The organism is Rhizobacter sp. SG703, from assembly GCF_012275445.1.
Taxonomy (GTDB): domain Bacteria; phylum Pseudomonadota; class Gammaproteobacteria; order Burkholderiales; family Burkholderiaceae_C; genus Rhizobacter.
Window position 1 is genome coordinate 208,547 of record NZ_JAAZQK010000011.1, and the last position, 22,512, is coordinate 231,058.

25 protein-coding genes are annotated in these 22,512 nt (G+C 67.9%); 16 read left to right on the forward strand and 9 right to left on the reverse strand.

Annotated features, from left to right (window positions below):
- Positions 1 to 7: 7 nt before the first annotated feature.
- The 3 genes from FHT26_RS23155 to cysS form a co-directional block, all read right to left on the reverse strand.
- Entirely contained in the window at positions 8 to 979 is a 972-nt protein-coding gene (locus FHT26_RS23155) for an acetyl-CoA carboxylase carboxyltransferase subunit alpha (RefSeq protein ID WP_168562449.1), read from the reverse strand.
- A gap of 63 nt (positions 980 to 1,042) precedes the next feature.
- Positions 1,043 to 1,684 carry a DNA-3-methyladenine glycosylase family protein gene (locus FHT26_RS23160; protein WP_056808161.1) on the reverse strand — a complete coding sequence of 214 codons (642 nt, stop codon included), beginning with the start codon at positions 1,682 to 1,684 and terminating at the stop codon, positions 1,043 to 1,045.
- Between the two features lie 3 nt (positions 1,685 to 1,687).
- Complete coding sequence (cysS, locus tag FHT26_RS23165) at positions 1,688 to 3,076, reverse strand: cysteine--tRNA ligase (RefSeq protein WP_168562450.1); 1,389 nt, start codon at positions 3,074 to 3,076, stop codon at positions 1,688 to 1,690.
- 227 nt (positions 3,077 to 3,303) lie between these two features.
- Between cysS and FHT26_RS23170 the strand changes: the two genes are divergently transcribed.
- The 6 genes from FHT26_RS23170 to FHT26_RS23195 all read left to right on the forward strand — a co-directional run bounded on the left by FHT26_RS23170 (position 3,304) and on the right by FHT26_RS23195 (position 8,391).
- Positions 3,304 to 4,374: a nuclear transport factor 2 family protein gene (locus FHT26_RS23170; protein ID WP_168562451.1), complete on the forward strand. Its 1,071-nt coding sequence runs from the start codon at positions 3,304 to 3,306 to the stop codon at positions 4,372 to 4,374.
- Positions 4,371 to 5,627: a L,D-transpeptidase family protein gene (locus FHT26_RS23175; protein ID WP_349238212.1), complete on the forward strand. Its 1,257-nt coding sequence runs from the start codon at positions 4,371 to 4,373 to the stop codon at positions 5,625 to 5,627. Before FHT26_RS23170 ends, FHT26_RS23175 begins: the two co-directional genes overlap by 4 nt.
- 26 nt (positions 5,628 to 5,653) lie before the next feature.
- A complete protein-coding gene (locus FHT26_RS23180) occupies positions 5,654 to 6,205 on the forward strand; it encodes a peptidylprolyl isomerase (protein WP_246868078.1) in 552 nt (183 codons plus the stop codon).
- Between the two features lies 1 nt (position 6,206).
- Positions 6,207 to 6,707 (forward strand): peptidylprolyl isomerase, encoded by a 501-nt coding sequence (locus tag FHT26_RS23185; RefSeq protein WP_168562453.1) that lies wholly within the window; start codon positions 6,207 to 6,209, stop codon positions 6,705 to 6,707.
- A gap of 61 nt (positions 6,708 to 6,768) precedes the next feature.
- Positions 6,769 to 7,581 (forward strand): UDP-2,3-diacylglucosamine diphosphatase, encoded by an 813-nt coding sequence (locus tag FHT26_RS23190; RefSeq protein ID WP_168562454.1) that lies wholly within the window; start codon positions 6,769 to 6,771, stop codon positions 7,579 to 7,581.
- 6 nt (positions 7,582 to 7,587) lie between these two features.
- Positions 7,588 to 8,391 (forward strand): zinc-dependent peptidase, encoded by an 804-nt coding sequence (locus FHT26_RS23195; protein ID WP_168562455.1) that lies wholly within the window; start codon positions 7,588 to 7,590, stop codon positions 8,389 to 8,391.
- 64 nt (positions 8,392 to 8,455) lie between these two features.
- Here FHT26_RS23195 and clpA read toward each other — a convergent pair whose 3' ends face one another.
- Both clpA and clpS read right to left on the reverse strand, forming a co-directional pair.
- Positions 8,456 to 10,759, reverse strand: coding sequence for an ATP-dependent Clp protease ATP-binding subunit ClpA (clpA, locus tag FHT26_RS23200; RefSeq protein ID WP_168562456.1), 2,304 nt, complete (start codon positions 10,757 to 10,759; stop codon positions 8,456 to 8,458).
- The gene (gene clpS / locus FHT26_RS23205) at positions 10,756 to 11,109 is read right to left on the reverse strand and encodes an ATP-dependent Clp protease adapter ClpS (protein ID WP_082541734.1); all 354 of its coding nucleotides are present in this window, start codon (positions 11,107 to 11,109) and stop codon (positions 10,756 to 10,758) included. The genes clpA and clpS overlap by 4 nt, the downstream gene beginning before the upstream one ends.
- A 226-nt stretch (positions 11,110 to 11,335) precedes the next feature.
- On the opposite strand from clpS, the gene FHT26_RS23210 reads away from it, so the two are divergent.
- A complete protein-coding gene (locus tag FHT26_RS23210) occupies positions 11,336 to 11,617 on the forward strand; it encodes a cold-shock protein (protein WP_056808144.1) in 282 nt (93 codons plus the stop codon).
- Between the two features lie 362 nt (positions 11,618 to 11,979).
- Here the strand turns inward: FHT26_RS23210 and icd are convergent, their stop codons facing one another.
- Entirely contained in the window at positions 11,980 to 13,233 is a 1,254-nt protein-coding gene (gene icd, locus FHT26_RS23215) for an NADP-dependent isocitrate dehydrogenase (RefSeq protein WP_168562457.1), read from the reverse strand.
- A gap of 163 nt (positions 13,234 to 13,396) precedes the next feature.
- Here icd and FHT26_RS23220 point away from each other — a divergent pair, with 163 nt between their 5' ends.
- Together FHT26_RS23220 and FHT26_RS23225 are read left to right on the forward strand one after the other, a co-directional pair.
- Entirely contained in the window at positions 13,397 to 13,594 is a 198-nt protein-coding gene (locus tag FHT26_RS23220) for a hypothetical protein (protein WP_056808139.1), read from the forward strand.
- Positions 13,595 to 13,754: 160 nt separating this feature from the next.
- Positions 13,755 to 14,207, forward strand: a complete 453-nt coding sequence (locus tag FHT26_RS23225; protein ID WP_168562458.1) for a DUF192 domain-containing protein — start codon at positions 13,755 to 13,757, stop codon at positions 14,205 to 14,207.
- A 106-nt stretch (positions 14,208 to 14,313) separates the two neighbouring features.
- Here the strand turns inward: FHT26_RS23225 and FHT26_RS23230 are convergent, their stop codons facing one another.
- A complete protein-coding gene (locus FHT26_RS23230; RefSeq protein ID WP_056808135.1) occupies positions 14,314 to 14,895 on the reverse strand; it encodes a Fe-Mn family superoxide dismutase in 582 nt (193 codons plus the stop codon).
- A gap of 23 nt (positions 14,896 to 14,918) precedes the next feature.
- A complete protein-coding gene (xseA, locus tag FHT26_RS23235; RefSeq protein ID WP_168562459.1) occupies positions 14,919 to 16,259 on the reverse strand; it encodes an exodeoxyribonuclease VII large subunit in 1,341 nt (446 codons plus the stop codon).
- 442 nt (positions 16,260 to 16,701) lie between these two features.
- On the opposite strand from xseA, the gene FHT26_RS23240 reads away from it, so the two are divergent.
- The 7 genes from FHT26_RS23240 to FHT26_RS23270 all read left to right on the forward strand — a co-directional run bounded on the left by FHT26_RS23240 (position 16,702) and on the right by FHT26_RS23270 (position 21,430).
- Complete coding sequence (locus FHT26_RS23240) at positions 16,702 to 17,337, forward strand: MotA/TolQ/ExbB proton channel family protein (RefSeq protein WP_056808131.1); 636 nt, start codon at positions 16,702 to 16,704, stop codon at positions 17,335 to 17,337.
- 12 nt (positions 17,338 to 17,349) lie between these two features.
- Complete coding sequence (locus tag FHT26_RS23245; RefSeq protein WP_168562460.1) at positions 17,350 to 17,778, forward strand: ExbD/TolR family protein; 429 nt, start codon at positions 17,350 to 17,352, stop codon at positions 17,776 to 17,778.
- Between the two features lie 43 nt (positions 17,779 to 17,821).
- A complete protein-coding gene (lpxK, locus tag FHT26_RS23250) occupies positions 17,822 to 18,853 on the forward strand; it encodes a tetraacyldisaccharide 4'-kinase (protein WP_168562461.1) in 1,032 nt (343 codons plus the stop codon).
- A 14-nt stretch (positions 18,854 to 18,867) separates the two neighbouring features.
- Positions 18,868 to 19,071 (forward strand): Trm112 family protein, encoded by a 204-nt coding sequence (locus FHT26_RS23255; protein WP_056808127.1) that lies wholly within the window; start codon positions 18,868 to 18,870, stop codon positions 19,069 to 19,071.
- A complete protein-coding gene (gene kdsB, locus FHT26_RS23260; protein WP_168562462.1) occupies positions 19,068 to 19,820 on the forward strand; it encodes a 3-deoxy-manno-octulosonate cytidylyltransferase in 753 nt (250 codons plus the stop codon). Before FHT26_RS23255 ends, kdsB begins: the two co-directional genes overlap by 4 nt.
- A gap of 187 nt (positions 19,821 to 20,007) precedes the next feature.
- Positions 20,008 to 20,661: an adenylate kinase gene (gene adk / locus FHT26_RS23265; RefSeq protein ID WP_168562463.1), complete on the forward strand. Its 654-nt coding sequence runs from the start codon at positions 20,008 to 20,010 to the stop codon at positions 20,659 to 20,661.
- Positions 20,662 to 20,671: 10 nt separating this feature from the next.
- Positions 20,672 to 21,430, forward strand: coding sequence for a 3-hydroxyacyl-CoA dehydrogenase (locus FHT26_RS23270; protein WP_168562464.1), 759 nt, complete (start codon positions 20,672 to 20,674; stop codon positions 21,428 to 21,430).
- Positions 21,431 to 21,624: 194 nt separating this feature from the next.
- On the opposite strand, the gene FHT26_RS23275 is transcribed toward FHT26_RS23270, so the two are convergent.
- Positions 21,625 to 22,512, reverse strand: an 888-nt coding sequence (locus FHT26_RS23275) for a hypothetical protein (protein ID WP_168562465.1), incomplete at its 5' end; no start/stop codon positions are given.

Here is a 22,512-nt window from a genome sequence, read left to right on the forward strand (position 1 = left end):
GGCGGTGTCAGTGGTCCTTGGTGTCGCTGAAGCGGCCGTAGGCGCGCAGGCGCTCGTAGCGGCGCTGCAGCAGTTCCTTCGGCTTCAGGTCGCTGACCTGGCGCAGCGCGTCGTTCAGCGCGCGCTTCAGGAACGAGGCCATCTGCTTGGTGTCGCGGTGTGCGCCACCGACCGGCTCGTTGACGATCTTGTCGACCAGCCCCAGCGCCTTCAAGCGGTGGGCGGTGATGCCCAGCGCTTCGGCGGCGTCGGAGGCGCGCTCCGAGGTCTTCCACAGGATCGACGCGCAGCCTTCCGGCGAGATCACCGAGTACACCGAGTACTGCAGCATCAGCACCTGGTCGCCGACGCTGATCGCCAGCGCGCCGCCGGAGCCGCCTTCGCCGATGATGGTCGAGATGATCGGCACCTCGAGCTGCGCCATCTCGAAGATGTTGCGACCGATCGCTTCCGATTGCCCGCGCTCTTCGGCGCCGATGCCCGGATAGGCTCCCGGCGTGTCGACCAGCGTGAACACCGGCAAGCCGAACTTCTCGGCCAGCTTCATCAGGCGCAGTGCCTTGCGGTAGCCCTCGGGGCGCGACATGCCGAAGTTGCGCGCGGCGCGCTCCTTGGTGTCGCGGCCCTTCTGGTGGCCGACCACCATGCAGGCCTGGCCGTTGAAGCGCGCGAGCCCGCCGACGATGGACTGGTCGTCGGCGAAGGCGCGGTCGCCCTTCAGCTCCTGGAAGTCGGTGAAGATCTCGCCGATGTAGTCGAGCGTGTACGGGCGCTGCGGGTGGCGGGCGATCTGCGTCACCTGCCACGGCGTCAGGCTCGCGTAGACGTCCTTCGTGAGCTGCTGGCTCTTCTTGCCCAGGCGGTCGATCTCTTCGGAGATGTCGACGGCCGATTCGCTTTGCACGTAGCGCAGCTCTTCGATCTTGGTTTCGAGTTCGGCAATGGGTTGCTCGAATTCAAGGAAATGGCGTTTGCTCATTTGTCTTGATCCTGTACTTGAAGGAGGATGCCCTGGCGGCCCGATGGGCCTGCTTGCGGGCGGTCAATATGCCACGGCAAGCGGGTCGAGACTGCGCCAAATGTACCATGTGGCCACCGAGCGGAAAGGCGCCCAGGCGTCGCCCACCTCGCGCGCCTCGGCCCGCGAAACCGGCTCGCCGCTGAAGTAGTTGTGGCTGATGCCCTTGATCAGTCCGGGGTCGTCCAGCGGCAGCACGTTGGGGCGGATCAGGTGGAAGATCAGGAACATCTCGGCGGTCCAGCGGCTGATGCCGCGGATCGCGACCAGCTCGTCGACGATCGCCTCGTCGTCCATCTGCTGCCACTGGCGCACGTGCACGCTGCCGGCCTCGAAGTGCTGCGCCAGGTCGACCAGGTAGTCGACCTTGCGCGCCGACAACCCGGCTTCGCGCATCTGCGCGGTTTCGATGGCGAGCACCGCGGCCGGCTGGATGCGCTGCGAGCCGCCGTCGAGCAGCGCGGCCACGCGCTCCCACGACGCCTGCGCGGCCTTCACCGAACTCTGCTGGCCGACGATCGAACGCGCGAGCGTCGTGAACGCATCGCCGCGGCTCTGCAGCCGGCCTTCGCCGAATTGCGGGATCAGCTTGCGCATCACCCGGTCGCGCTTGACGAGGTGCCGGCACGCCTCGTCCCAGTACTCGGGAGTGACGGAGCGCACCACGGATCAGGCCTTCATCCAGGTCGTGCCTTGCGCGGAGTCCTGGAGCACGATGCCTTGCGCCAGCAGGTTCTGGCGGATGCTGTCGGCCAGCGCGAAATCGCGCGCCTTCTTCGCATCGGCCCGGGCCTGGATCTGCGCCTGGATCGCGGCGTCGTCGAGCTGGCTGCCGGCCTGCAGGTAGCTGCGCGCGTTCTGCTGCAGCAGCCCGAGCGTCGCGGCCAGTCCCTTGAACAGCGCTGCCTGCTGCGGCGAGCGGCTCTTGTTCAGCTCGGTCGCGAGCTCGAACAGCACCGCCACCGCCTCGGGCGTGTTGAAGTCCTCGTTCATCGCGGCGCGGAAGCGCGCGGCCTGCGGCTGCGTCCAGTCGACCGCGATCTCGGGCACGTCGAGGTCGACCAGCGCGGTGTAGAGCCGGCGCAGCGCGTTGCGCGCGTCGTCGAGGTTGGCGGTGCCGAAATTCAACGGGCTGCGGTACTGCGTGCGCAGCATGAAGAAGCGGATCGTCTCGCCGTCGTAGCGCTTCAGCACGTCGCGGATCGTGAAGAAGTTGCCGAGCGACTTCGACATCTTCTCGTTTTCGCCCTGGTCGTTGACGACGTTCAGGAAGCCGTTGTGCATCCACACGTTGACGAAGGGCCGGCCGGTCGCGCCCTCGCTCTGCGCGATCTCGTTCTCGTGGTGCGGGAACTGCAGGTCCATGCCGCCGCCGTGGATGTCGAAGTGCTCGCCGAGCAGCGCGCAGCTCATCGCCGAGCATTCGATGTGCCAGCCCGGCCGGCCAGCGCCGAATTCGCTCGCCCACTTGGCGTCGTCGGGCTCGGCGGGCTTGGCCGATTTCCACAGCACGAAGTCGAGCGGGTCTTCCTTGCCGTCCAGCACGGCCACGCGCTCGCCGGCGCGCAGCTGGTCGAGCGACTTGCCCGAGAGCTTGCCGTAGCCGTCGAACTTGCGCACCGCATAGTTCACGTCGCCGCTCGGCGCGCGGTAGGCGTAGCCCTTGCGCTCGAGCGTGGCGATCATCTCCAGCATCTGCGGCACGTACTGGGTGGCACGCGGCTCGTGCGTAGGCGGCAGGATGCCGAGCGCGGCCACGTCTTCGTGCATCGCGGCCGTCATCTCGTCGGTGAGCTGGCGGATCGGGATGTTGCGTTCGAGCGCGCGCTTGATGATCTTGTCGTCGATGTCGGTGATGTTGCGCACGTACGTGACCTGGTAGCCGAGCGTGCGCATCCAGCGCGCGGCGACGTCGAAGGCCATCATGAAGCGCGCATGGCCGACGTGGCACAGGTCGTAGATCGTCATGCCGCACACATACATGCGCACGTGGTTCGGTTCGATCGGCGTGAACACCTCGGTCTGGCGCGACAAGGTGTTGAAGATGCTCAGGGTCATCGGCGGAGTGCTGCAGTGGAACCGCTCATAGGGCCTGGCCAGCGGGCATTGTCCGGCGGCGCATCGCGCCGGCCGGTGCCGCACACCCGGGGTGTAGCGAGGGTCGAAGGGCTTGCAGCCACGGGGCTGCTATACAATTTTCGCAGTATAGCGGGCCGTTTCCGCACACCGTTGCGCCCCGCTGGCGCCCGCCAACGTCGTCCATCCACCAACCTCGCGGCCCCCAGATGACTCCACGCCTTTCGCTCGTCGCCCTGGCCGTCTTCGCCGCGCTTGCAACCGGCACCGCCCGGGCCGACGAGTACGGCGATGTCGACGGCCTGCTGGGCGCGGGCCGGCTGGCCGAGGCGAACCAGAAGGCCGACCAGTTCCTGTCCGCGAAGCCGAAGGACGCGCGCATGCGCTTCCTCAAGGGCCTGGTGCTGTCGGAGCAAGGCAAGTCGAACGACGCGATCGCGGTGTTCGTCAAGCTGACCGAAGACCACCCCGAGCTGCCCGAGCCGCACAACAACCTCGCGGTGCTGTACAGCAAGCAAGGCCAGTACGACCAGGCGCGGCGTTCGCTCGAAGCGGCGATCCGCACGAACCCGAGCTACGCGACCGCCTACGAGAACCTCGGCGACGTGTACGCGAAGCTGGCGAGCCAGGCCTATTCGCGTGCGCTGCAGATCGACGGCGGCAGCACCGCGAAGGTCAGCCCGAAGCTCGCGATGATCCGCGACCTGTTCTCGCCGATGACGCGCTCGGAGCCGCAGGTGGCGGTTGCCGCCAAGCCGGCACCCGCGCCTGCGCCCGCGCCGGCACCGGTGGTTGCCGCGGCGCCGAAGCCGGCTGCCGCTGCGGCGCCCGCACCCGTCCCCGCGCCTGCGCCGGCCCCGGTGGCGGTGACACCGCCTGCGCCGGTCCCCACGACCAAGCCTGCCCCGGCGCCGGCCGCCACGCCGGCACCGGCCACCGCCAGCGAAGACGCGAAGGACGTGCAAGCCGCCGCACTCGCCTGGGCCGCCGCCTGGGCGCGCAAGGACATGGACGCCTACTTCGCGTCCTACACCCCCGACTTCAACGGCGGCAAGACGCGCGCCGCCTGGGAGGCCGAACGCCGCGCCCGCATCACCGGCAAGCGCAGCATCACCGTCACGCTGAGCGACTTCGACATCCGGGTGCAAGGCGACAAGGCCGTCCTGCAGGCACGCCAGGCCTACAGCGCCGATGCGCTGAAGGTGTCCAGTCGCAAGCGGCTCGACCTGGTGCGCGTCTCCGGCCGCTGGCTGATCCAGAAGGAAAGCACCGGTTCGTGACCCGACGCCTGCGTGAGTGGTGCCGCCGCGCGGCGCTGCCTGTGTGCCTGGCGCTGCCGTGGGCGGCAGGCGTGGCGCTGGCCGCACCGCGCGCACCGGCCGCGCTGAAACCCGCGGTGGCGCGCAGCGGCCTGCCGTCGGCGCCGGCCTCGCCCGAGGCACGGCTGATCGAGGTCTACCAGCTGATCCGCGACGGCGATGCCCGCACCGCGCTCGCGCGCGCCGAGGCGCTGACGCGCGACGTGCCGAACTTCCAGCTCGCGCAGCTGGTCCATGGTGACCTGCTGCTCGCCCGCCGCCAGCCGCTCGACGCGATGGGTGCCGCGCCGCCCGAACTGGCCGCGTCGTCGCCCGACCAGCTCGCGCAGCTGCGCCAGGAGGCCACGCTGCGGCTGGCGGCGCTCACCGAGCGGCCGCCGGCCGATGCGCTGCCGCGCCAGTTCACCGACATCCCGCCCAGCACCCGGCATGCGATCGCCGTCGACGCGAGCCGCTCCCGCCTGTACCTGTTCGCGAACGACGCGAAAGGCCTGCACCTGGTCGCCGACCACTATGTCTCGCTCGGCCGGCTGGGGGTCGACAAGAAGGAGCAAGGCGACCAGCGCACGCCGCTCGGCGCCTACTTCATCACCAGCCGGCTGACGAACCAGCAGGTCGCCGACTTCTACGGCCCGGGCGCGCTGACGCTGAACTACCCGAACGAATACGATCGCCGGCGCGGCAAGACCGGTGGCGGCATCTGGCTGCACGGCGTGCCGCCGGCCAACTTCGCGCGCGGCCCGCAGACCACCGACGGCTGCGTGGTGCTGGCCAACCCGGACCTGCTGCGGCTGCTGCGCGAGGTGTCGCCGCGGCGCACGCCGGTCGTGATCGCACCGAAGATCGAATGGGTGGCGCGCGCTCAGGTCGAGCAGGAACGAATCGCGGCGCATGCGATGGTCGAGCAGTGGCGCATCGCGCGCTCGCAGGGCGACGTGCGCAAGCTGCTGAGCTTCTACTCGCCGCAGTTCCAGAGCGGTACCGCCGACCTCGCGCAGTGGTCGGAGATGGTCGACAAGGAACTGCAGGCCACGCGCGGCCGCAGCGCCGAGCTGAAGGAGATGTCGATCCTCTCGTGGCGCGACGCCGGCGAGGTGCTGATCGTCACGTTCGGCGAGGTGCTGAGCGGCCAGTTGACCGGCCCGTTGAAGCGCCAGTACTGGGGCAAGGAAAGTGGACAATGGAAAATATTCTTCGAAGGAGTGATCTCGTGAAAACCCTCAAGTCATGGATGCCGCTGATGGCAGCCGGCGTCGTCGGCATCGCCGGCCTGACGAGCAGCATGGCGGCATTCGCCCAGAAGGTGAAGCTCGCCACCTCGCTCGGCGACATCGTCGTCGAGGTCGATGCCGCGAAGGCGCCGAAGTCGGCCGCCAACTTCCTGCAGTACGTGAAGGACGGGCACTACAACGGCACGGTGTTCCACCGCGTCATCCCCGACTTCATGATCCAGGGCGGCGGCATGACGCCCGACCTGAAGGAAAAACCGACCCGCCCGCCGATCCCGCTGGAAGCGCGCAACGGCCTCGACAACACCCGCGGCACCCTCGCGATGGCCCGCACGATGGACCCGAATTCGGCCACCTCGCAGTTCTTCATCAACGTGAAGGACAACGCCTTCCTGAACGCCGCGCAATCGCGCGACGGCAACGGCTATGCGGTGTTCGGCAAGGTCGTCTCGGGCATGGACGTGGTCGACAAGATCCGCGCCGTGCAGACCGGCAGCAAGGGACCGTACCAGGACGTGCCGGTCCAACCCGTCATCATCAAGCAAGCCACGCTGGAGAAATAACATGAGCAAACTCGTCGACCTGGTCACCAACCACGGCACCATCCGCGTCGAACTCGACGACGCCAAGGCGCCGTTGTCGGTCAAGAACTTCCTCTCGTACGTCGAGAAGGGACACTACGCCGGCACGGTGTTCCACCGCGTCATCAAGGGCTTCATGATCCAGGGCGGCGGCTTCGAGCCCGGCATGAAGCAGAAGCCGACCGATGCGCAGATCCAGAACGAGGCCGGCAACGGCCTGAAGAACGACCACTACACGCTCGCGATGGCGCGTACCAGCGTGCCGCATTCGGCCACCGCGCAGTTCTTCATCAACGCGACCGACAACGACTTCCTGAACTTCAAGTCCGAGACGCCGTCCGGCTGGGGCTATGCGGTGTTCGGCAAGGTCGTCGCCGGCCAGGACATCGTCGACAAGATCGAGCAGGTGAAGACCGGCAACAAGGGCGGCCACAGCGATGTGCCGACCGAAGACGTCGTGATCCTCGAAGCCAAGGTGGTCTGAGCCCCGGGCTCACCCACCTCGAGCGCCTCACCGCCCGCCACAACCTGCAGTACGGGGTTCCATGTCGCGCCAGACCGCCGTTGCACCGCCACCGTTGCCCAGCCTCTGGGAGTACATGGCGCCGACCGACTGGCGCAGCGTGGATTTCATCTCCGACCTGCACCTGAGCGCCGACACGCCGCGCACCTTCGACGCCTGGTCGGCCTACCTGCGCACGACCGACGCCGACGCTGTGTTCATCCTCGGCGACCTGTTCGAGGTGTGGGCCGGCGACGACAGCCGCCACGACGAGTTCGAGGCGCGCTGCGCCAACGAACTGGCCGAGGCGGCGTGCCGGCGCACGGTGGGCTTCATGGCGGGCAACCGCGACTTCCTGGTCGGGCTCGACATGCTGCGCGATTGCGGCGTGCTCGCGCTACCCGACCCGACGGTGCTGCAGGCCTTCGGGCAACGCGTGCTGCTGACGCACGGCGACGCGCTGTGCCTGGACGACACCAAGTACCAGCAGTTCCGCGCGTTGGTGCGCAGCGAGGCCTGGCAGCAGGATTTCCTCGCGAAGCCGCTCGACGAGCGCCGTCGCTTTGCGCGGGCGGTGCGCAACGAGAGCGAGCAGCTCAAGCGCAGCAACCCGGCCCCGATGGACTGGGCCGATGTCGACGGCGCGGCCGCGGTGCGCTGGCTGCATGAAGCCGGCGCGACGACGATGGTGCACGGCCACACGCACCACCCGGGCAGCGAGCCGCTGGCGCCAGGCATGCTGCGCCACGTGCTGAGCGACTGGGAACTCGACCACCCGCCGCACCGCGCCGAGGTGCTGCGGCTGAGTGCGCGCGGCTTCAGGCGCATCACGCCCCCCGGCGTGGCGCTCGCCTGAGCGGCCGTGCTGGGGCGGCTGGTCTCGGCTTGGCAGGCGTGGCGCGAGCGCCGCACGCTGGCGCGCCGGCCAATTCCCGATGCGCTGTGGCACGAGACGATGGCACGCTATCCGTTCCTCGGCGATCTCGATGAGGCCGACGCCGCGCAGCTGCGCCGCTTCGCAACGCTGTTCCTCGCCGACAAGCAGTTCCACGGCACGCACGGCGTGGTCGTCAGCGATGCGATGGCGGTCGCGATCGCCGCGCAGGCCTGCCTGCCGGTGCTGCGGCTCGGGCTCGGCTGGTACGACGGCTTCGTGCTGATCGTCGTGCACCCCGACGAGATGCTCGCGAAGCGCGAGGTGGTCGACGACGACGGCATCGTGCACGAGTACGAAGAAGCGCTGTCCGGCGAGGCGCCCGGCGCCGGGCCGATGACGCTGTCATGGCGCGACGTCGCGGAGGCGCAGGAGAACCCGGAAGACGGCAGCGGCTGGGCCTACAACGTCGTGATCCACGAGTTCGCGCACGTCATCGACATGCGCGACGGCCGTTCCGACGGCATCCCGCCGCTGCCGAGCCGCGAGGCGCATCGGCGCTGGCGCGAGGTGATGCCGGCCAGCTACGAGCGCTTCTGCGCCGAGGTCGACCGCGACGACGACATCTTCATGGACCCCTACGCTGCCGAGGGCCCCGACGAGTTCTTCGCAGTGGCCTGCGAGACCTTCTTCGTCGCGCCGCTCGACCTGCAGGCCTGGGATGCGCCGCTGTACGCACTGCTGCGCGACTTCTTCGAGCAGGATCCGGCGGCGCGATTTCCGGTGGCGTGACGGCCGGTTGAATGAAAAACGGGGCCCGAAGGCCCCGTCGTCTCGCGACTTGCAGACCGAAGGATCAGGCCGTCGCCGGCTCGGCCTTCGGCTTGTCGATCTTCTTCGACGGCTGGATGTCGAGCACCGTCTTGCCGTCTGCATCGACATCGACCGTCAGGCGGCCACCGTCGACCAGGCTGCCGAACAGCAGCTCGTCGGCCAGCGCTCGGCGGATCGTGTCCTGGATCAGGCGCTGCATCGGCCGCGCACCCATCAGCGGGTCGAACCCCTTCTTCGCCAGCAGCTTGCGCAGCCCGTCGGTGAAGGTGACCTCGACCTTCTTCTCCTGCAGCTGGCTCTCCAGTTGCAGCAGGAACTTGTCGACCACCCGCATGATGATCTCTTCGTCCAGCGCGCGGAAGCTCACCGTGGCGTCGAGGCGATTGCGGAACTCCGGCGTGAACAGGCGCTTGATGTCGGCCATCTCGTCGCCCTGCTCGCGGGCGTTCGTGAAGCCGATCGTCGACTTGTTCATCGTCTCCGCGCCCGCATTCGTCGTCATGATGATGATGACGTTGCGGAAGTCGGCCTTGCGCCCGTTGTTGTCGGTCAGCGTGCCGTGATCCATCACCTGCAGCAGCACATTGAAGACGTCCGGGTGCGCCTTCTCGATCTCGTCGAGCAGCAGCACCGCATGCGGCTTCTTCGTGATCGCCTCGGTCAGCAAGCCGCCCTGGTCGAAGCCGACATAGCCCGGAGGCGCACCGATCAGGCGGCTGACCGCGTGGCGCTCCATGTACTCGCTCATGTCGAAGCGGATCAACTCGATGCCCAGGATGAACGCCAGCTGCTTCGCGACCTCGGTCTTGCCGACGCCTGTCGGGCCGCTGAACAGGAACGAACCGATCGGCTTGTCGGGCTTGCCCAGGCCGGAACGCGCCATCTTGATGGCTGCCGCAATGGCCTCGACCGCCGGCTCCTGGCCGAACACCACGCTGTTCAGGTCGCGGTCCAGCGTCTTGAGCTTCGAGCGGTCATCGCTCGACACGCTGGTCGGCGGGATGCGCGCGATCTTCGCGACGATCTCCTCGACCTCGTTGCGGGTGATGGTCTTCTTCTGCTTGCTCTTCGGCAGGATGCGCTGCGCGGCACCGGCTTCGTCGATCACGTCGATCGCCTTGTCGGGCAGGTGGCGGTCGTTGATGAACTTCGCCGACAGCTCGGCCGCGGCCTGCAGCGCGCCCAGCGCGTACTTGACGCTGTGGTGCTCTTCGAAGCGCGACTTCAGGCCCTTCAGGATCTCGATCGTCTGCTCGACCGACGGCTCGACCACATCGACCTTCTGGAAGCGCCGGGACAGCGCCGCATCCTTCTCGAAGATGCCGCGGTATTCCGTGAAGGTGGTCGCACCAATGCACTTCATTGCACCCGAGCTGAGCGCCGGCTTCAGCAGGTTGCTGGCGTCCAGCGTGCCGCCCGACGCCGCACCGGCACCGATCAGCGTGTGGATCTCGTCGATGAACAGCACCGCGTTCGGCTGGTCCTTCAGGTGCTTCAGCACGCTCTTCAGGCGCTGCTCGAAATCGCCGCGGTACTTGGTGCCGGCCAGCAGTGCGCCCATGTCGAGCGAGTACACGTTGGCATCGGCCAGGATCTCCGGCACGTCGCCCTGGGTGATGCGCCAGGCCAGGCCTTCGGCGATAGCCGTCTTGCCGACACCGGCTTCACCGACCAGCAGCGGGTTGTTCTTGCGGCGACGGCACAGGATCTGGATCACGCGCTCGACTTCGAGCTCGCGGCCGATCAGCGGATCGATCTTGCCGTCGCGCGCCATCTGGTTCAGGTTCTGCGTGAACTGGTCGAGCGGCGAGCCCTTGCCTTCGCCTTCGTCCTTCTCGCCTTCGGCATTCGCGCCGCCGTCGCTCGGCTTGGCCGGCTCCGGCGGATCGGTCTTCTTGATGCCGTGCGCGATGAAGTTGACGACGTCGAGCCGCGTCACGCCCTGCTGGTGCAGGTAGTAGACCGCGTGCGAGTCCTTCTCGCCGAAGATCGCGACCAGCACGTTGGCGCCGGTCACTTCCTTCTTGCCGCTTCCAGTGGACTGCACGTGCATGATCGCGCGCTGGATCACGCGCTGGAATCCCAGCGTGGGCTGCGTGTCGACCTCTTCGGCCCCGCCGACGGTCGGCGTGTTTTCCTTGATGAACTGCGCCAGGCTCTTGCGCAGGTCGTCGATGTTGGCCGAGCACGCTCGCAGGACCTCTGCGGCGGACGGGTTGTCGAGCAGCGCCATCAGCAGGTGCTCGACGGTGATGAATTCGTGGCGCTGCTGGCGCGCCTCGACGAACGCCATGTGCAGGCTGACTTCAAGCTCTTGCGCAATCATGCGGCCTCCATAATGCATTGCAACGGGTGGCCACCCCGACGGGCAGCGGCCAGCACCAATTCGACCTTGGTTGCAGCGACGTCCTTCGTATAGACGCCGCAGACTCCGCGGCCCTCTTTGTGAACCTTGAGCATGATCTGCGTCGCGGTTTCGAGGTCGCGCTGGAAATACTCCTGAAGCACCATCACGACAAACTCCATCGGTGTGTAGTCGTCGTTGAGCAGTACCACCTGGTACATGCGCGGCGGCTCTGTCTTCGCGGCCTGCCTTTCGGCCACAACCGCTCCCTGCCCGTCATCGGGTGTCGGCCGCTTCAGCGGCTCTGGCGGTGTCGGTTTTTCCTCTGGCATGGAACCATTCTATAGAGTTGATTTTCGCAGTGCTCACCCGAACCGATATTGCGACATCCGAACGAACTGCAAGGGCCGGAAATGCATCACGACGCGCCCATTGTTCTACGACACGGCTGCGCATGGAATGCATTTGGTTGCATGGCCCTGAACCATGGTTTGCCGTGCCTTGACAGTCACCAAGGTGGCGCACAAAATTCTTCGCTCACAGGGATAGGAGACCAATATGGCCCAGAAGTTGTTCGGAACCGTGAAGTGGTTCAATGATGCGAAGGGATTCGGCTTCATTGAACCGGAAGGGGGTGGCGAGGATGTGTTCGCACATTTTTCGGCCATCCAGAGTGAAGGCTTTCGCACGCTCAAGCAGGGCGGCCGCGTGAGCTACGAAGTGGTGCAAGGCCCGAAAGGCCAGCTCGCGCAGAACATCTCTGCGCTCGACGCACCCGAGACGACCCCGCACCGCCGCAGTTCTGTCGGTGTGACGGAGTCCTCAGCTGCTGCAGCCTAGGGCGTAGGGCACGCGCCGCGCAAGCGGCGTGGAAGAACGCGCCGCGCGGGCGGCGTGGAAGAACGTGCGCCGCGCAGGCGGCGCGTGGCCTGCGGTTGCCGTTGCCACTTCGGTGGTCGGTGACCGTTGCCGTCGACGCACCTCGTATGGCCCACGTGGCCCGGCGCATCGCCTGGTGCGGAAAGCCTTCATCGGCTTCCCGAACCAGACGGCTCCGGGCCGTCTTCATTGTGGCTGGGCGTAGCGCGCGACGGATCAGGCCCAATGCAGCGCCCAACGAAAAACCCCTTGCTCCACGCAGGAACAAGGGGCTCGCAGATCCTTGCCGGGGCCAATGCCGCCAGCGGACGATCACATGAGGATCACATGTGGTCGATCATCACTTGGCCGAAGCCCGAGCACGACACCTGGGTCGCGCCGTCCATCAGGCGCGCGAAGTCGTACGTGACCTTCTTCGACAGGATCGACTTCTCCATCGAGCTGATGATCAGGTTCGCCGCTTCGCTCCAGCCCATGTGGCGCAGCATCATCTCGGCCGACAGGATCTCGGAACCCGGGTTCACGTAGTCCTTGCCGGCGTACTTCGGGGCCGTGCCGTGGGTGGCTTCGAACATGGCGACCGAGTCGCTCAGGTTCGCACCCGGGGCGATGCCGATGCCGCCGACCTGGGCCGCCAGCGCGTCGGAGACGTAGTCGCCGTTCAGGTTCAGCGTCGCGATCACCGAGTACTCGGCCGGGCGCAGCAGGATCTGCTGCAGGAAGGCGTCAGCGATCGAATCCTTGATCGTGATGTCCTTGCCGGTGTTCGGATTCTTGAACTTGCACCACGGGCCGCCGTCGATCAGCTCGGCGCCGAATTCCTTCTGCGCCAGGCCGTAGGCCCAATCACGGAAGCCACCTTCGGTGAACTTCATGATGTTGCCCTTGTGCACGATGGTCACGCTGGGCTTGTCGTTGTCGATCGCGTACTGGATTGCCTTGCGCACCAGGCGCTCGGTGCCTTCGCGCGAAACCGGCTTGATGCCGATGCCCGAGGTGTTCGGGAAGCGGATCTTCTTGACGCCGAATTCGTCCTGCAGGAACTTGATCAGCTTCCTGGCCTTGTCGCTCTCGGCCTCGAACTCGATGCCGGCGTAGATGTCTTCCGAATTCTCGCGGAAGATCACCATGTTGGTCTTCTCGGGTTCCTTCACCGGCGACGGCACGCCCTTGAAGTACTGGATCGGACGCAGGCACACGTAGAGGTCGAGTTCCTGGCGCAGCGCGACGTTCAGCGAGCGGATGCCGCCGCCGACCGGCGTCGTCAGCGGGCCCTTGATCGACACGACGTACTCGCGCAGGACCTGCAGCGTCTCTTCGGGCAGCCACACGTCGGGCCCGTAGATCTTGGTCGACTTCTCGCCGGCGAAGATCTCCATCCAGTGGATCTTCTTGCGGCCCTTGTAGGCCTTCGCCACCGCGGCGTCGACGACCTTGATCATCACCGGGGTGATGTCGTAGCCCGTGCCGTCGCCTTCGATGTACGGAATGATGGGCTGGTCGGGGACGTTGAGCGAGAAGTCCGCGTTGACGGTGATCTTCTGCCCGCCCTCGGGCACCTTGATGTGCTGATACATGAGATAGCTCCGCGCGCTGCTGATGTTGGAGTGACTGGGAACGGACCGCACTGAAGCCGGCGATTCTATGTCACGTGCCGTGTCAACCGACTTTCGAGAGCCCGCGTTACGGGCGGGTCGTCCACCGATGGACGGCGGATCCAAACTTTCGAAAGGTTTTCACATGAACAAGATTCTGGCCGCCCTGATTGCTTCCCTGTTCGCTGCCGGCGCTTTCGCCGCTGATGCCAAGCCCGCTGAAGCCGCCAAGCCGGCTGCCTCGGCCGCCGCCAAGGCTGACAAGAAGGCCGAAAAGAAGGCCGAGAAGGCTGAAGCCAAGAAGGCCGAGAAGAGCGAAAAGGCTGCTTCGGCTGCCAAGTGATTCAAGGGGAGCCGGGCTCTCGCCCGCTTCGCTGAGTTGCATGAAGAACGCCCGGCCATGCCGGGCGTTTTTCTTGGTGCTCGCTAAACTCGCCAGCTACCCCTTCGTCTGCAGCCGCCCTCTGTTGCGGCCACCTCTTCCACCGGATGTCCGCCAGCCCATGAAGACCCTCGCCTCCCGCCTGCTCGCCCTGCTCGCCTTCGGCCCGGTCGCCGTCGCCGCCATCGCGCAGGACGCTCCGCAGCAACTGCCCGCGATCCAGATCACCGCCGGCATCCACAACATCCAGGCGCAGGTCGCGCAGACGCCCGATCAACGGGCCACCGGCCTGATGTTCCGTCGCACGATGGGCACCAACGACGGCATGCTGTTCGCATTCGAAGACGCCGGCGTGCAGTGCTTCTGGATGAAGAACACGCTGCTGCCGCTGTCGGCCGCCTTCATCGCCGACGACGGCACGGTCGTCAACATCGAAGACATGAAGCCGCAGACGCTCGACTCGCACTGCTCGAAGAAGCCGGTGCGCTTCGTGCTCGAGATGAACCAGGGCTGGTTCGCGAAGCGCGGCATCAAATCCGGCGACAAGTTGTCGGGCACGCCGTTCGGTCGCTGACTTTCGGCGCTGTTCGCCGGGGGCCGGCCGAGCGCCGGGCCTCCCCAAGCCGGCCGGCATCCCCTCGGTGGGATCGCCGAAAGTATTCTTTCGGCGAGGGGCTCCACTACGCGAAGTTCTTTTCAGCGAAGTCCCAGTTCACGAGCGAGGTCAGGAAGACCTCGACGAACTTCGGGCGCAGGTTGCGGTAGTCGATGTAGTAGGCGTGCTCCCACACGTCGATCGTCAGCAGCGCCTTGTCGGCGGTGGTCAGCGGCGTGCCGGCCGCACCCATGTTGACGATGTCGACGCTGCCGTCGGCCTTCTTGACCAGCCAGGTCCAGCCCGAACCGAAGTTGCCGACGGCGCTCTTCGTGAAGGCTTCCTTGAACGACGCATAGCTGCCGAACTTCGCGGCGATCGCCGCGGCCAGCGCGCCCTTCGGCTCGCCGCCACCGGCCGGCTTCATGCAATTCCAGAAGAAGGTGTGGTTCCAGATCTGCGCGGCATTGTTGTAGATGCCGCCCGAGGCCTTCTTGACGATCTCTTCGAGGCTCAGCGATTCGAACTCAGTGCCCTTCTGCAGGTTGTTCAGGTTCACCACATAGGCGTTGTGGTGCTTGCCGTAGTGGTATTCGAGCGTTTCCTTGCTCAGGTGCGGGGCGAGGGCATCTTGCGCGTAAGGCAGCGGCGGCAGCGTGTGTTCCATGCGAATTCCTTTCGGGTATCGAGTCAGGTGGGGCGCATTGTAGGCAGAGCAGGCGTCGGTTGCAGGCGCGCGTCCGATGACGTCACTTGCCGCACGTCGACGGTGGCGCGGCCGTCCGACAACACCGCGCCCAGCTGCTGTCCGACCGCCAGCGCCGCGACGCTCGCGACCGGCGCGCCGTGCTCGTCTTCGAGCCAGGCGTAGCCGCGCGCGAGCACCTGGCGCGGATCGACCGCCTGCAGCCGCGCGGCCAGCGCATTGACGCGGTGCCCGGCGCCGTCGGTGCTGCGCTGCAGGCCGCGCGCGAGCCGCGGCGCGACGCTGTCGAGGCGGTGCGCGTCGGCCTGCAGGCGCCGCTGCGCACTGGCCTGCAGCCGGTGCGCCAGACCCTGCAGGCGCTGCGCCGTCGCCCGCAGGCCCTGCCCCGGCCGCGCGAGCCGCAACGCGGCATGGTCGATCCATTGCGACTGCTGGTCGAGCACCTGGTGCATGCGGCGCTGCATCAGCGTCGCGAACGCGGCGAGCATCTCGGCCAGCTCGCGCACCGGCGGCGCCGCCAGCTCGGCCGCGGCGGTCGGTGTCGGCGCGCGCAGGTCGGCGGTGAAGTCGGCCAGCGTCACGTCGGTCTCGTGGCCGACCCCGCAGATCGTCGGCAGCGGGCTGGCCGCGATGGCGCGCACCACGCGCTCGTCGTTGAAGGCCCACAGGTCCTCCAGCGAGCCGCCGCCGCGGCACACGATCAACGCATCGACCTCGTTGCGTTCGGCCGCCTGCGCAAGCGCGCGCACCAGCGCGGCAGGCGCCTCGGCGCCCTGCACCAGGCTCGGATAGACGATGACGGCGACATGCGGCGCGCGCCGCTCGAGCGCGGTCAGCACGTCGTGCAGCGCCGCGCCCGACGTCGACGTGACGACCCCCAGCCGCCGCGGATAGCGCGGCAGCCCGCGCTTGCGCAGCGGATCGAACAGCCCTTCGGCCTCGAGCCGCGCCTTCAGCCGCAGGAACTGCTCGTACAGCGCGCCGGCACCGGCCTGCTGCATCGATTCGACGACGAACTGCAACTCGCCGCGCGGTTCGTAGACCGCGAGCCGCCCGCGCACCTCGACGCGCTGCCCGTCGGCCGGGCTGAACGCCACCAGGCTCGCTGCGCGCCGGAACATCGCACAGCGGATGGTCGCCTGCTGCCCGTCGGCATCCTTCAGGCTGAAGTAGCAGTGGCCGCTGGCGGCGCGCGAGAAGCCCGACAGTTCGCCCTGCACGACACAGGCGCTGAACCGCGCCGCCAGCGCGTCCGACACCGCGTGGACCAGCCCTGCGACGCTCCAGACCAGGCGCTCGCCCCGTGCCGCGGACCGCTCAAGCATGGGGAAACCCAGCGTTCATGCGGGTCGAGAACTCCACAAGCCCGCCAATCAAGGGCTGGCGGCGCACTTCGGCTGTCATGCCGCATTCACAATCGCCTAACCCTTTGATTTTCAACATATTTTCCATGCTTAAAGTTTGAGCAATCTGTGGCGGAGCCTGAATTGGCGCGGCCTGGACGGGTTCGCCCCGGGGTTGCCCACAAAGTTATCCACAGTTGCGGTGGACTCAGGATGTAGTCGGCCGGTACTACATCGGACCACTGAGCCGGGTCCCCGCACGGGAGCGTCAGCGAACATGCGGTTGCCTTGCCGATGTGCGTGGCGGGCCTGCCTTGGGGTCATAATCGCGCGTCCAAAAAGAGACCGCCCGAGACCCTGTGGTGAGGCGGTCGACCGCGGCTCCTGTGCATCACCGCATCCCACCATTGCTGAGAGGACCGGATTGTTTTCGATCATACAAGCCGCTGGCTGGCCGATCTGGCCCTTGCTCCTGTGTTCCATCATTGCGCTCGCGCTGATCATCGAGCGCCTGTCGAGCCTGCGGGTCGCGCGCATCGCGCCGCCGCGGCTGCTCGATGAAGTGATCTCGGTCACCCGCGCGCACCTGCCGGCCGCCGACGTCGTCAACAAGCTGGCCGACAACTCGCTGCTCGGCCAGGTGCTCGCCACCGGCCTGCGGGCGATCATCGCCGACCCGCGCATCTCGCACGACAACCTGCACGGCGCGTTCGAATCCGCCGGCCGCAGCGCGGTGCACAAGATGGAGCGCTTCCTGAACACGCTGGGCACCATCGCGTCGGCCGCGCCGCTGCTGGGGCTGATGGGCACGGTGATCGGCATGATCGAGATCTTCGGGTCGCAGGCGCCCACCGGCGGCAGCAACCCGGCGCTGCTGGCGCATGGCATCTCGGTCGCGCTGTACAACACCGCGTTCGGCCTGATGATCGCGATCCCGTCGTTGATCGCCTACCGCTACTTCCGGGGCCTGATCGACGCCTACACGCTCGAGATGGAACAAGCCGCCGAGCGCATGGTGCCGCACCTGATGCGCTTCACCGCGGTGCGCAAGGCGAGCTGACAGGCCATGGCGATGAAGTTCCGCAAGCATCACCCCGAAGAACCCGAGATCAACTTGATCCCGTTCATCGACGTGCTGCTGGTCGTCCTGATCTTCCTGATGCTGTCGACCACCTACTCGAAGTTCACCGAGCTGCAGGTCAGCCTGCCGGTGGCCGATGCCGACAAGCCACGCGAGAACAACAAGGAAGTGATCGTCGCGATCTCGGCCGAAGGGCGCTACGCGGTCAACCGCAAGACGCTCGACGGCCGCAACGTCGAGATGCTGACCGCCGAGCTGCTGGCGGCCGCGGCCGGCTCGAAGGACGCGATCATCATCGTGTCGGCCGATGCGGCGTCGTCGCACCAGTCCGTCATCACGGTGATGGACGCCGCGCGCCGCGCGGGCCTGGCGCGACTGACATTCGCCGCCCAGACCTCGCAAGGCGGCGAAGCGCGCTGAGCGGTCGCGCGCCGCGTCGCTTCTTCGCTTTCCCGCTCGCTCCGTGTCGCTGTCCCTCCGACTGCAGCGCGCCTGGCTGGCGCGCGGCGCGCTTGCCTGGGTGCTGCTGCCGCTGGCGGGGCTGTATGGCGCGCTCGTCGCGCTGCGCGACCTCGCCTTCCGGGCCGGCTGGCGGCGCATCGACCGCCTTCCGGTGCCGGTGATCGTCGTCGGCAACCTGATCGCCGGCGGCGCCGGCAAGACCCCCACCTGCCTCGCGCTGGTCGAGCTGCTGCGGCAGCGCGGCTGGACGCCCGGCATCGTCTCGCGCGGCTACGGCCGCCATGCGGGCGACGCGATCGTGCTGGTGACGCCGGACACGCCGGCCAGCGCCTGCGGCGACGAGCCGCTGCTGATGCAGCGCCGCAGCGGCGCGCCGGTGGCCGTCGGCCGGCGGCGTGCGCAGGCCGGCCGCACGCTGCTCGCCGCGCACCCGGCGGTCGACGTGATCGTCTGCGACGATGGCCTGCAGCACCGGCAACTGGCGCGCGATGCGCAGGTCATCGTGTTCGACGAACGCGGCGCCGGCAACGGCTGGCTGCTGCCCGCCGGCCCGTTGCGCGAGCCGATGCCGTCGGCGCTGCCGGCGTGCAGCGTGCTGCTGTACAACGCGCCGGCGCCGTCGACGCCGCTGCCGGGCCATGTCGTGCAGCGCCGCCTCGGCCGTTTCACGCCGCTGCAGGCCTGGCTGGACGGCCTCAAGCTCGACCCCGATGCAGGCGCCGATCTGCGCGGGCGCCACCTGGTTGCCGCCGCCGGACTGGCGCATCCGCAGCGCTTCTTCTCGATGCTGCGCGACGCCAGCCTCGACATCGACGAGCTGCCGCTGCCCGACCACCACGACTTCGCGACGCTGCCGTGGCCGTCCGACACGGCCGACGTCGTCGTCACCGAAAAAGATGCCGTCAAGCTCGATCCCGCTCGCCTGGGCGCGACCCGCGTGTGGGTCGCGACGCTAGACTTCCAGTTGCCGCCGGCCTTCACGGTCGACCTGCTGGCGCTGCTGCCGAAGCACGCGCCGGCCGCCCACCCCTGACCCGAGGACACCCGATGGACACCCGACTGCTTCAACTGCTGGTGTGCCCCCTGTGCAAGGGGCCGCTGGAGCACAAGCGCCCGCCGCAGGACACCGCGCACGAGCTGGTGTGCCATGCCGACCGCCTGGCCTTCCCGGTGCGCGACGGGATGCCGATCATGCTCGAGGCCGAGGCGCGATCGCTGGACACCCCCGCCGAGGCCGGGAGCGCCGCGTGAGCTTCACCGTGCTGGTGCCGGCGCGGCTGCAGTCGACGCGGCTGCCGCGCAAGCCGCTGGCCGACATCGGCGGGCTGCCGATGATCGTGCGCGTCGCGCGCCGCGCCGCGTTGTCGGGCGCACAGCAGGTGGTGGTGGCGGCCGATGACGCCGAAATCGTCGCCGCATGCCGCGCCCACGACGTGGCCTGCGTGCTGACCCGCACCGACCACCCGACCGGCAGCGATCGCCTGGCTGAAGCCTGCACGCTGCTGGGCCTGCAGCCCGACGAGATCGTCGTCAACGTGCAGGGCGACGAACCGCTGATCGACCCGGCGCTGGTCGATGCCTGCGCGGCCTTGCTGCAATCGCAGCCCGACTGCCCGATGAGCACCGCGGCGCATGCGATCGACGGCGCTGACGAGCTGCGCAACCCGAACGTCGTGAAGGTCGTGCTCGACGGCGCGAACCGCGCGCTCTACTTCTCGCGCGCGCCGATCCCGTGGTGGCGCGACGGCTACGCGTCGGGCATCGAGACGCTGTCGTCGCCGGCCCCGTTGCGCCACATCGGCCTGTATGGCTACCGCGTCGGCTTCCTGCGGGATTTCCCGAAGCTGCCGCCCTGCCCGCTCGAGCAGACCGAATCGCTCGAGCAGTTGCGCGTGCTGTGGCATGGGCACCGCATCGCGGTGCATGTCAGCGCGGTGCGCCCGGGACCGGGGGTCGACACGCCCGAGGACCTGGCCCGTGCGCGGGCATTGATCGGCTGAAAACGCCGGCGCGATCCAGGCGGCGATTCGCGTGGCAAAGCGGGTGTAAACCCGGGGGCACCGAGGGTGCCGCGGCCTGCCTTGCGTCAGTTTCACGCAGGGGGTCGCATGCTATTCTCGACGGCAAAAGTCCGTGTCTGCGCCGGCCGGCACCGCGACCACGAATTCCATAAATTGAGGATGACTGATGAGACTGATTCTGCTGGGCGCACCAGGCGCCGGTAAGGGCACGCAAGCGGCGTTCATTTGCCAGAAGTTCGGCATCCCGCAGATCTCCACCGGCGACATGCTCCGCGCGGCCGTCAAGGCCGGCACACCGCTCGGCGTGGCCGCGAAGAAGGTGATGGACGCCGGTGGCCTGGTCAGCGACGACCTCATCATCGGTCTCGTCAAGGAGCGCATCGCCCAGCCCGATTGCGCGAAGGGCTTCCTGTTCGACGGCTTCCCGCGCACGATCCCGCAGGCCGACGCGATGAAGGCGGCCGGCGTCAAGCTCGATTTCGTGCTCGAGATCGACGTGCCGGATGCCGCGATCATCGAGCGCATCAGCGGCCGCCGCGTGCACCCGGCCTCCGGCCGCAGCTACCACCTGAAATTCAACCCGCCGAAGACCACCGGTCGCGACGACCTGACCGGCGACGAACTCATCCAGCGCGACGACGACAAGGAAGAGACCGTCAAGAAGCGCCTGGAGGTCTACCAGAAGCAGACGCGTCCGCTGGTCGAGTACTACGCCGGCTGGGCGGCCACCGGCGACGCCGCGGCACCGCAGTACCGCAAGATCTCCGGCACCGGCTCGGTCGAGGAGATCACGTCGCGCGCGCTGGCCGCACTGCAGTAAGAGGCTCCCCATGGACATCGCAGGCAAGGTCTTCATCGTGACCGGCGGGGCCTCGGGCCTCGGCGAAGGCACGGCGCGCATGCTCACGGCGGCCGGCGGCAAGGTCGTCATCGCCGACCTGCAGGCCGACAAGGGCGAAGCGGTCGCGAAGGAACTGGGCGGCGTGTTCGTGCGCTGCGACGTCAGCCAGGAGGCCGACGGCCAGGCGGCGGTCGCCGCGGCCACCGCGGCCGGCAAGCTGATGGGCCTGGTCAACTGCGCCGGCATTGCGCCGGCGGTCAAGACCGTCGGCAAGGACGGCGCGCATCCGCTCGCGGTGTTCGCGAAGACGGTGACGGTCAACCTGGTCGGCAGCTTCAACATGATCCGCCTCGCGGCCGAGGCGATGAGCCGCAATGCACCCGAGCCCACCGGCGAGCGTGGCGTGCTGATTTCCACCGCCAGCGTCGCGGCTTACGACGGCCAGATCGGGCAGGCGGCGTACTCGGCGTCGAAAGGCGGGATCGTCGGCATGACGCTGCCGATCGCGCGCGACCTGGCACGCAACGGCATCCGCAACATGACGATCGCGCCGGGCATCTTCGGCACGCCAATGCTGTTCGGCATGCCGCAGGAGGTGCAGGACGCGCTGGCTGCCGGCGTGCCCTTCCCGAGCCGCCTGGGCACGCCCGCCGACTACGCGAAGCTGGTGCACCAGATCATCACGAACGAGATGCTGAATGGCGAAGTGATCCGCCTGGACGGCGCCATCAGGCTCGCGCCGAAATAGAGCCCCCCAGTCGCTTCGCTCCTGCCTTGCAGGCCGCGCTGGGCCAGAGGCCCAGCCCCTCGCCAGGCACGAACAGTCCTCAGGATTGTTCATGTCCGGGCTCGGCCCCCAAGGGGGGCCTCCCAGCGGCCCGGCAAAGCCGGTTCCGCGGGAGTTGCTTGATGGGCACCGCGCTTCGCGGGTGCTTTGCAGCGCTACTTCTTTCTGGCGTACAGCGCCCACAGCCGCGCCAGGTCGGCGGTGCCGTCGTTGCCCTGCACGGTCCGGAAGGTCGCGGCCGACTTCGCATGGTCGCCGGCCACCAGCTGCGCGATCGCCAGGTGCAGCTTCGCATCGTCCGGGCGCTTCGTGCCCTTCGCGATGCCCTGCTGCATCAGCTCCAGCCCCGCCTTGGCCTGCCCGCCATAGACCTGGTCCATGCCGATGGCCAGCAGCTCGCCGCCGTCCTTGGCCGCCTTCGCCTCGCTCAGCGCCTGCGCCTGCCCGGCCTTCGATTCGGCCAGCCGCTTGGCCACCAGGTCCCTCAGCCGCTTGTGCCGCTCGGCCTCCGGGCCCACGCCCAGCACGCCGGCCGCGAAGCCCTTGTCCATCGCCTGCTGCGCCTCGTTCAGGCTGCCCGCCTGCACCGCCAGCTGCACCATCTCCATGTAGTCGGCCGCCGCGCTCGTCGCCCCCGTCGCCAGGCTCAGCCGGTAGGTGTCCAGCGCCAGCCGGTCGCTGAAGTTCGGCTTGCGCTGCAGCCGCCCCAGCAGGTCGGTCCAGTACTGCTTCTGCGGGTAGTACGTCACCAGCTTCTCGACCGCCCACACGTACGCGTTGGTGTCGTTCATGCGCTGCGTCGCATTGGCCAGCAGCTTCAGCCGGTCTTCGGCCGGGGCCTGCCCGGCCTTCTCCGACGCCGTGATCTCCACCTGCAGCTCGCGCGCGGCGCCCGCGAAGTCCCCGCCCAGGTACTGGCTCTGGATCAAGAGCGTGCGCACCGTGCCACTCGCGCCGCCTTCCTTGAAGTAGCGCTGGCCCCACTGCATCGTCTTCGCGTAGTCCTTGGCCCGGTAGGCCGTGCCCGCCAACGACTCCAGCAT

Coding starts and splice junctions, on each gene's coding strand:
- FHT26_RS23155 (WP_168562449.1), bottom strand. CDS start 979: ATGAGCAAACGCCATTTCCTTGAATTCGAGCAACCCATTGCCGAACTC.
- cysS (WP_168562450.1), bottom strand. CDS start 3,076: ATGACCCTGAGCATCTTCAACACCTTGTCGCGCCAGACCGAGGTGTTC.
- FHT26_RS23170 (WP_168562451.1), top strand. CDS start 3,304: ATGACTCCACGCCTTTCGCTCGTCGCCCTGGCCGTCTTCGCCGCGCTT.
- FHT26_RS23180 (WP_246868078.1), top strand. CDS start 5,654: ATGGCAGCCGGCGTCGTCGGCATCGCCGGCCTGACGAGCAGCATGGCG.
- FHT26_RS23185 (WP_168562453.1), top strand. CDS start 6,207: ATGAGCAAACTCGTCGACCTGGTCACCAACCACGGCACCATCCGCGTC.
- FHT26_RS23190 (WP_168562454.1), top strand. CDS start 6,769: ATGTCGCGCCAGACCGCCGTTGCACCGCCACCGTTGCCCAGCCTCTGG.
- clpA (WP_168562456.1), bottom strand. CDS start 10,759: ATGATTGCGCAAGAGCTTGAAGTCAGCCTGCACATGGCGTTCGTCGAG.
- clpS (WP_082541734.1), bottom strand. CDS start 11,109: ATGCCAGAGGAAAAACCGACACCGCCAGAGCCGCTGAAGCGGCCGACA.
- FHT26_RS23210 (WP_056808144.1), top strand. CDS start 11,336: ATGGCCCAGAAGTTGTTCGGAACCGTGAAGTGGTTCAATGATGCGAAG.
- icd (WP_168562457.1), bottom strand. CDS start 13,233: ATGTATCAGCACATCAAGGTGCCCGAGGGCGGGCAGAAGATCACCGTC.
- FHT26_RS23220 (WP_056808139.1), top strand. CDS start 13,397: ATGAACAAGATTCTGGCCGCCCTGATTGCTTCCCTGTTCGCTGCCGGC.
- FHT26_RS23225 (WP_168562458.1), top strand. CDS start 13,755: ATGAAGACCCTCGCCTCCCGCCTGCTCGCCCTGCTCGCCTTCGGCCCG.
- FHT26_RS23230 (WP_056808135.1), bottom strand. CDS start 14,895: ATGGAACACACGCTGCCGCCGCTGCCTTACGCGCAAGATGCCCTCGCC.
- xseA (WP_168562459.1), bottom strand. CDS start 16,259: ATGCTTGAGCGGTCCGCGGCACGGGGCGAGCGCCTGGTCTGGAGCGTC.
- FHT26_RS23245 (WP_168562460.1), top strand. CDS start 17,350: ATGAAGTTCCGCAAGCATCACCCCGAAGAACCCGAGATCAACTTGATC.
- FHT26_RS23255 (WP_056808127.1), top strand. CDS start 18,868: ATGGACACCCGACTGCTTCAACTGCTGGTGTGCCCCCTGTGCAAGGGG.
- adk (WP_168562463.1), top strand. CDS start 20,008: ATGAGACTGATTCTGCTGGGCGCACCAGGCGCCGGTAAGGGCACGCAA.
- FHT26_RS23270 (WP_168562464.1), top strand. CDS start 20,672: ATGGACATCGCAGGCAAGGTCTTCATCGTGACCGGCGGGGCCTCGGGC.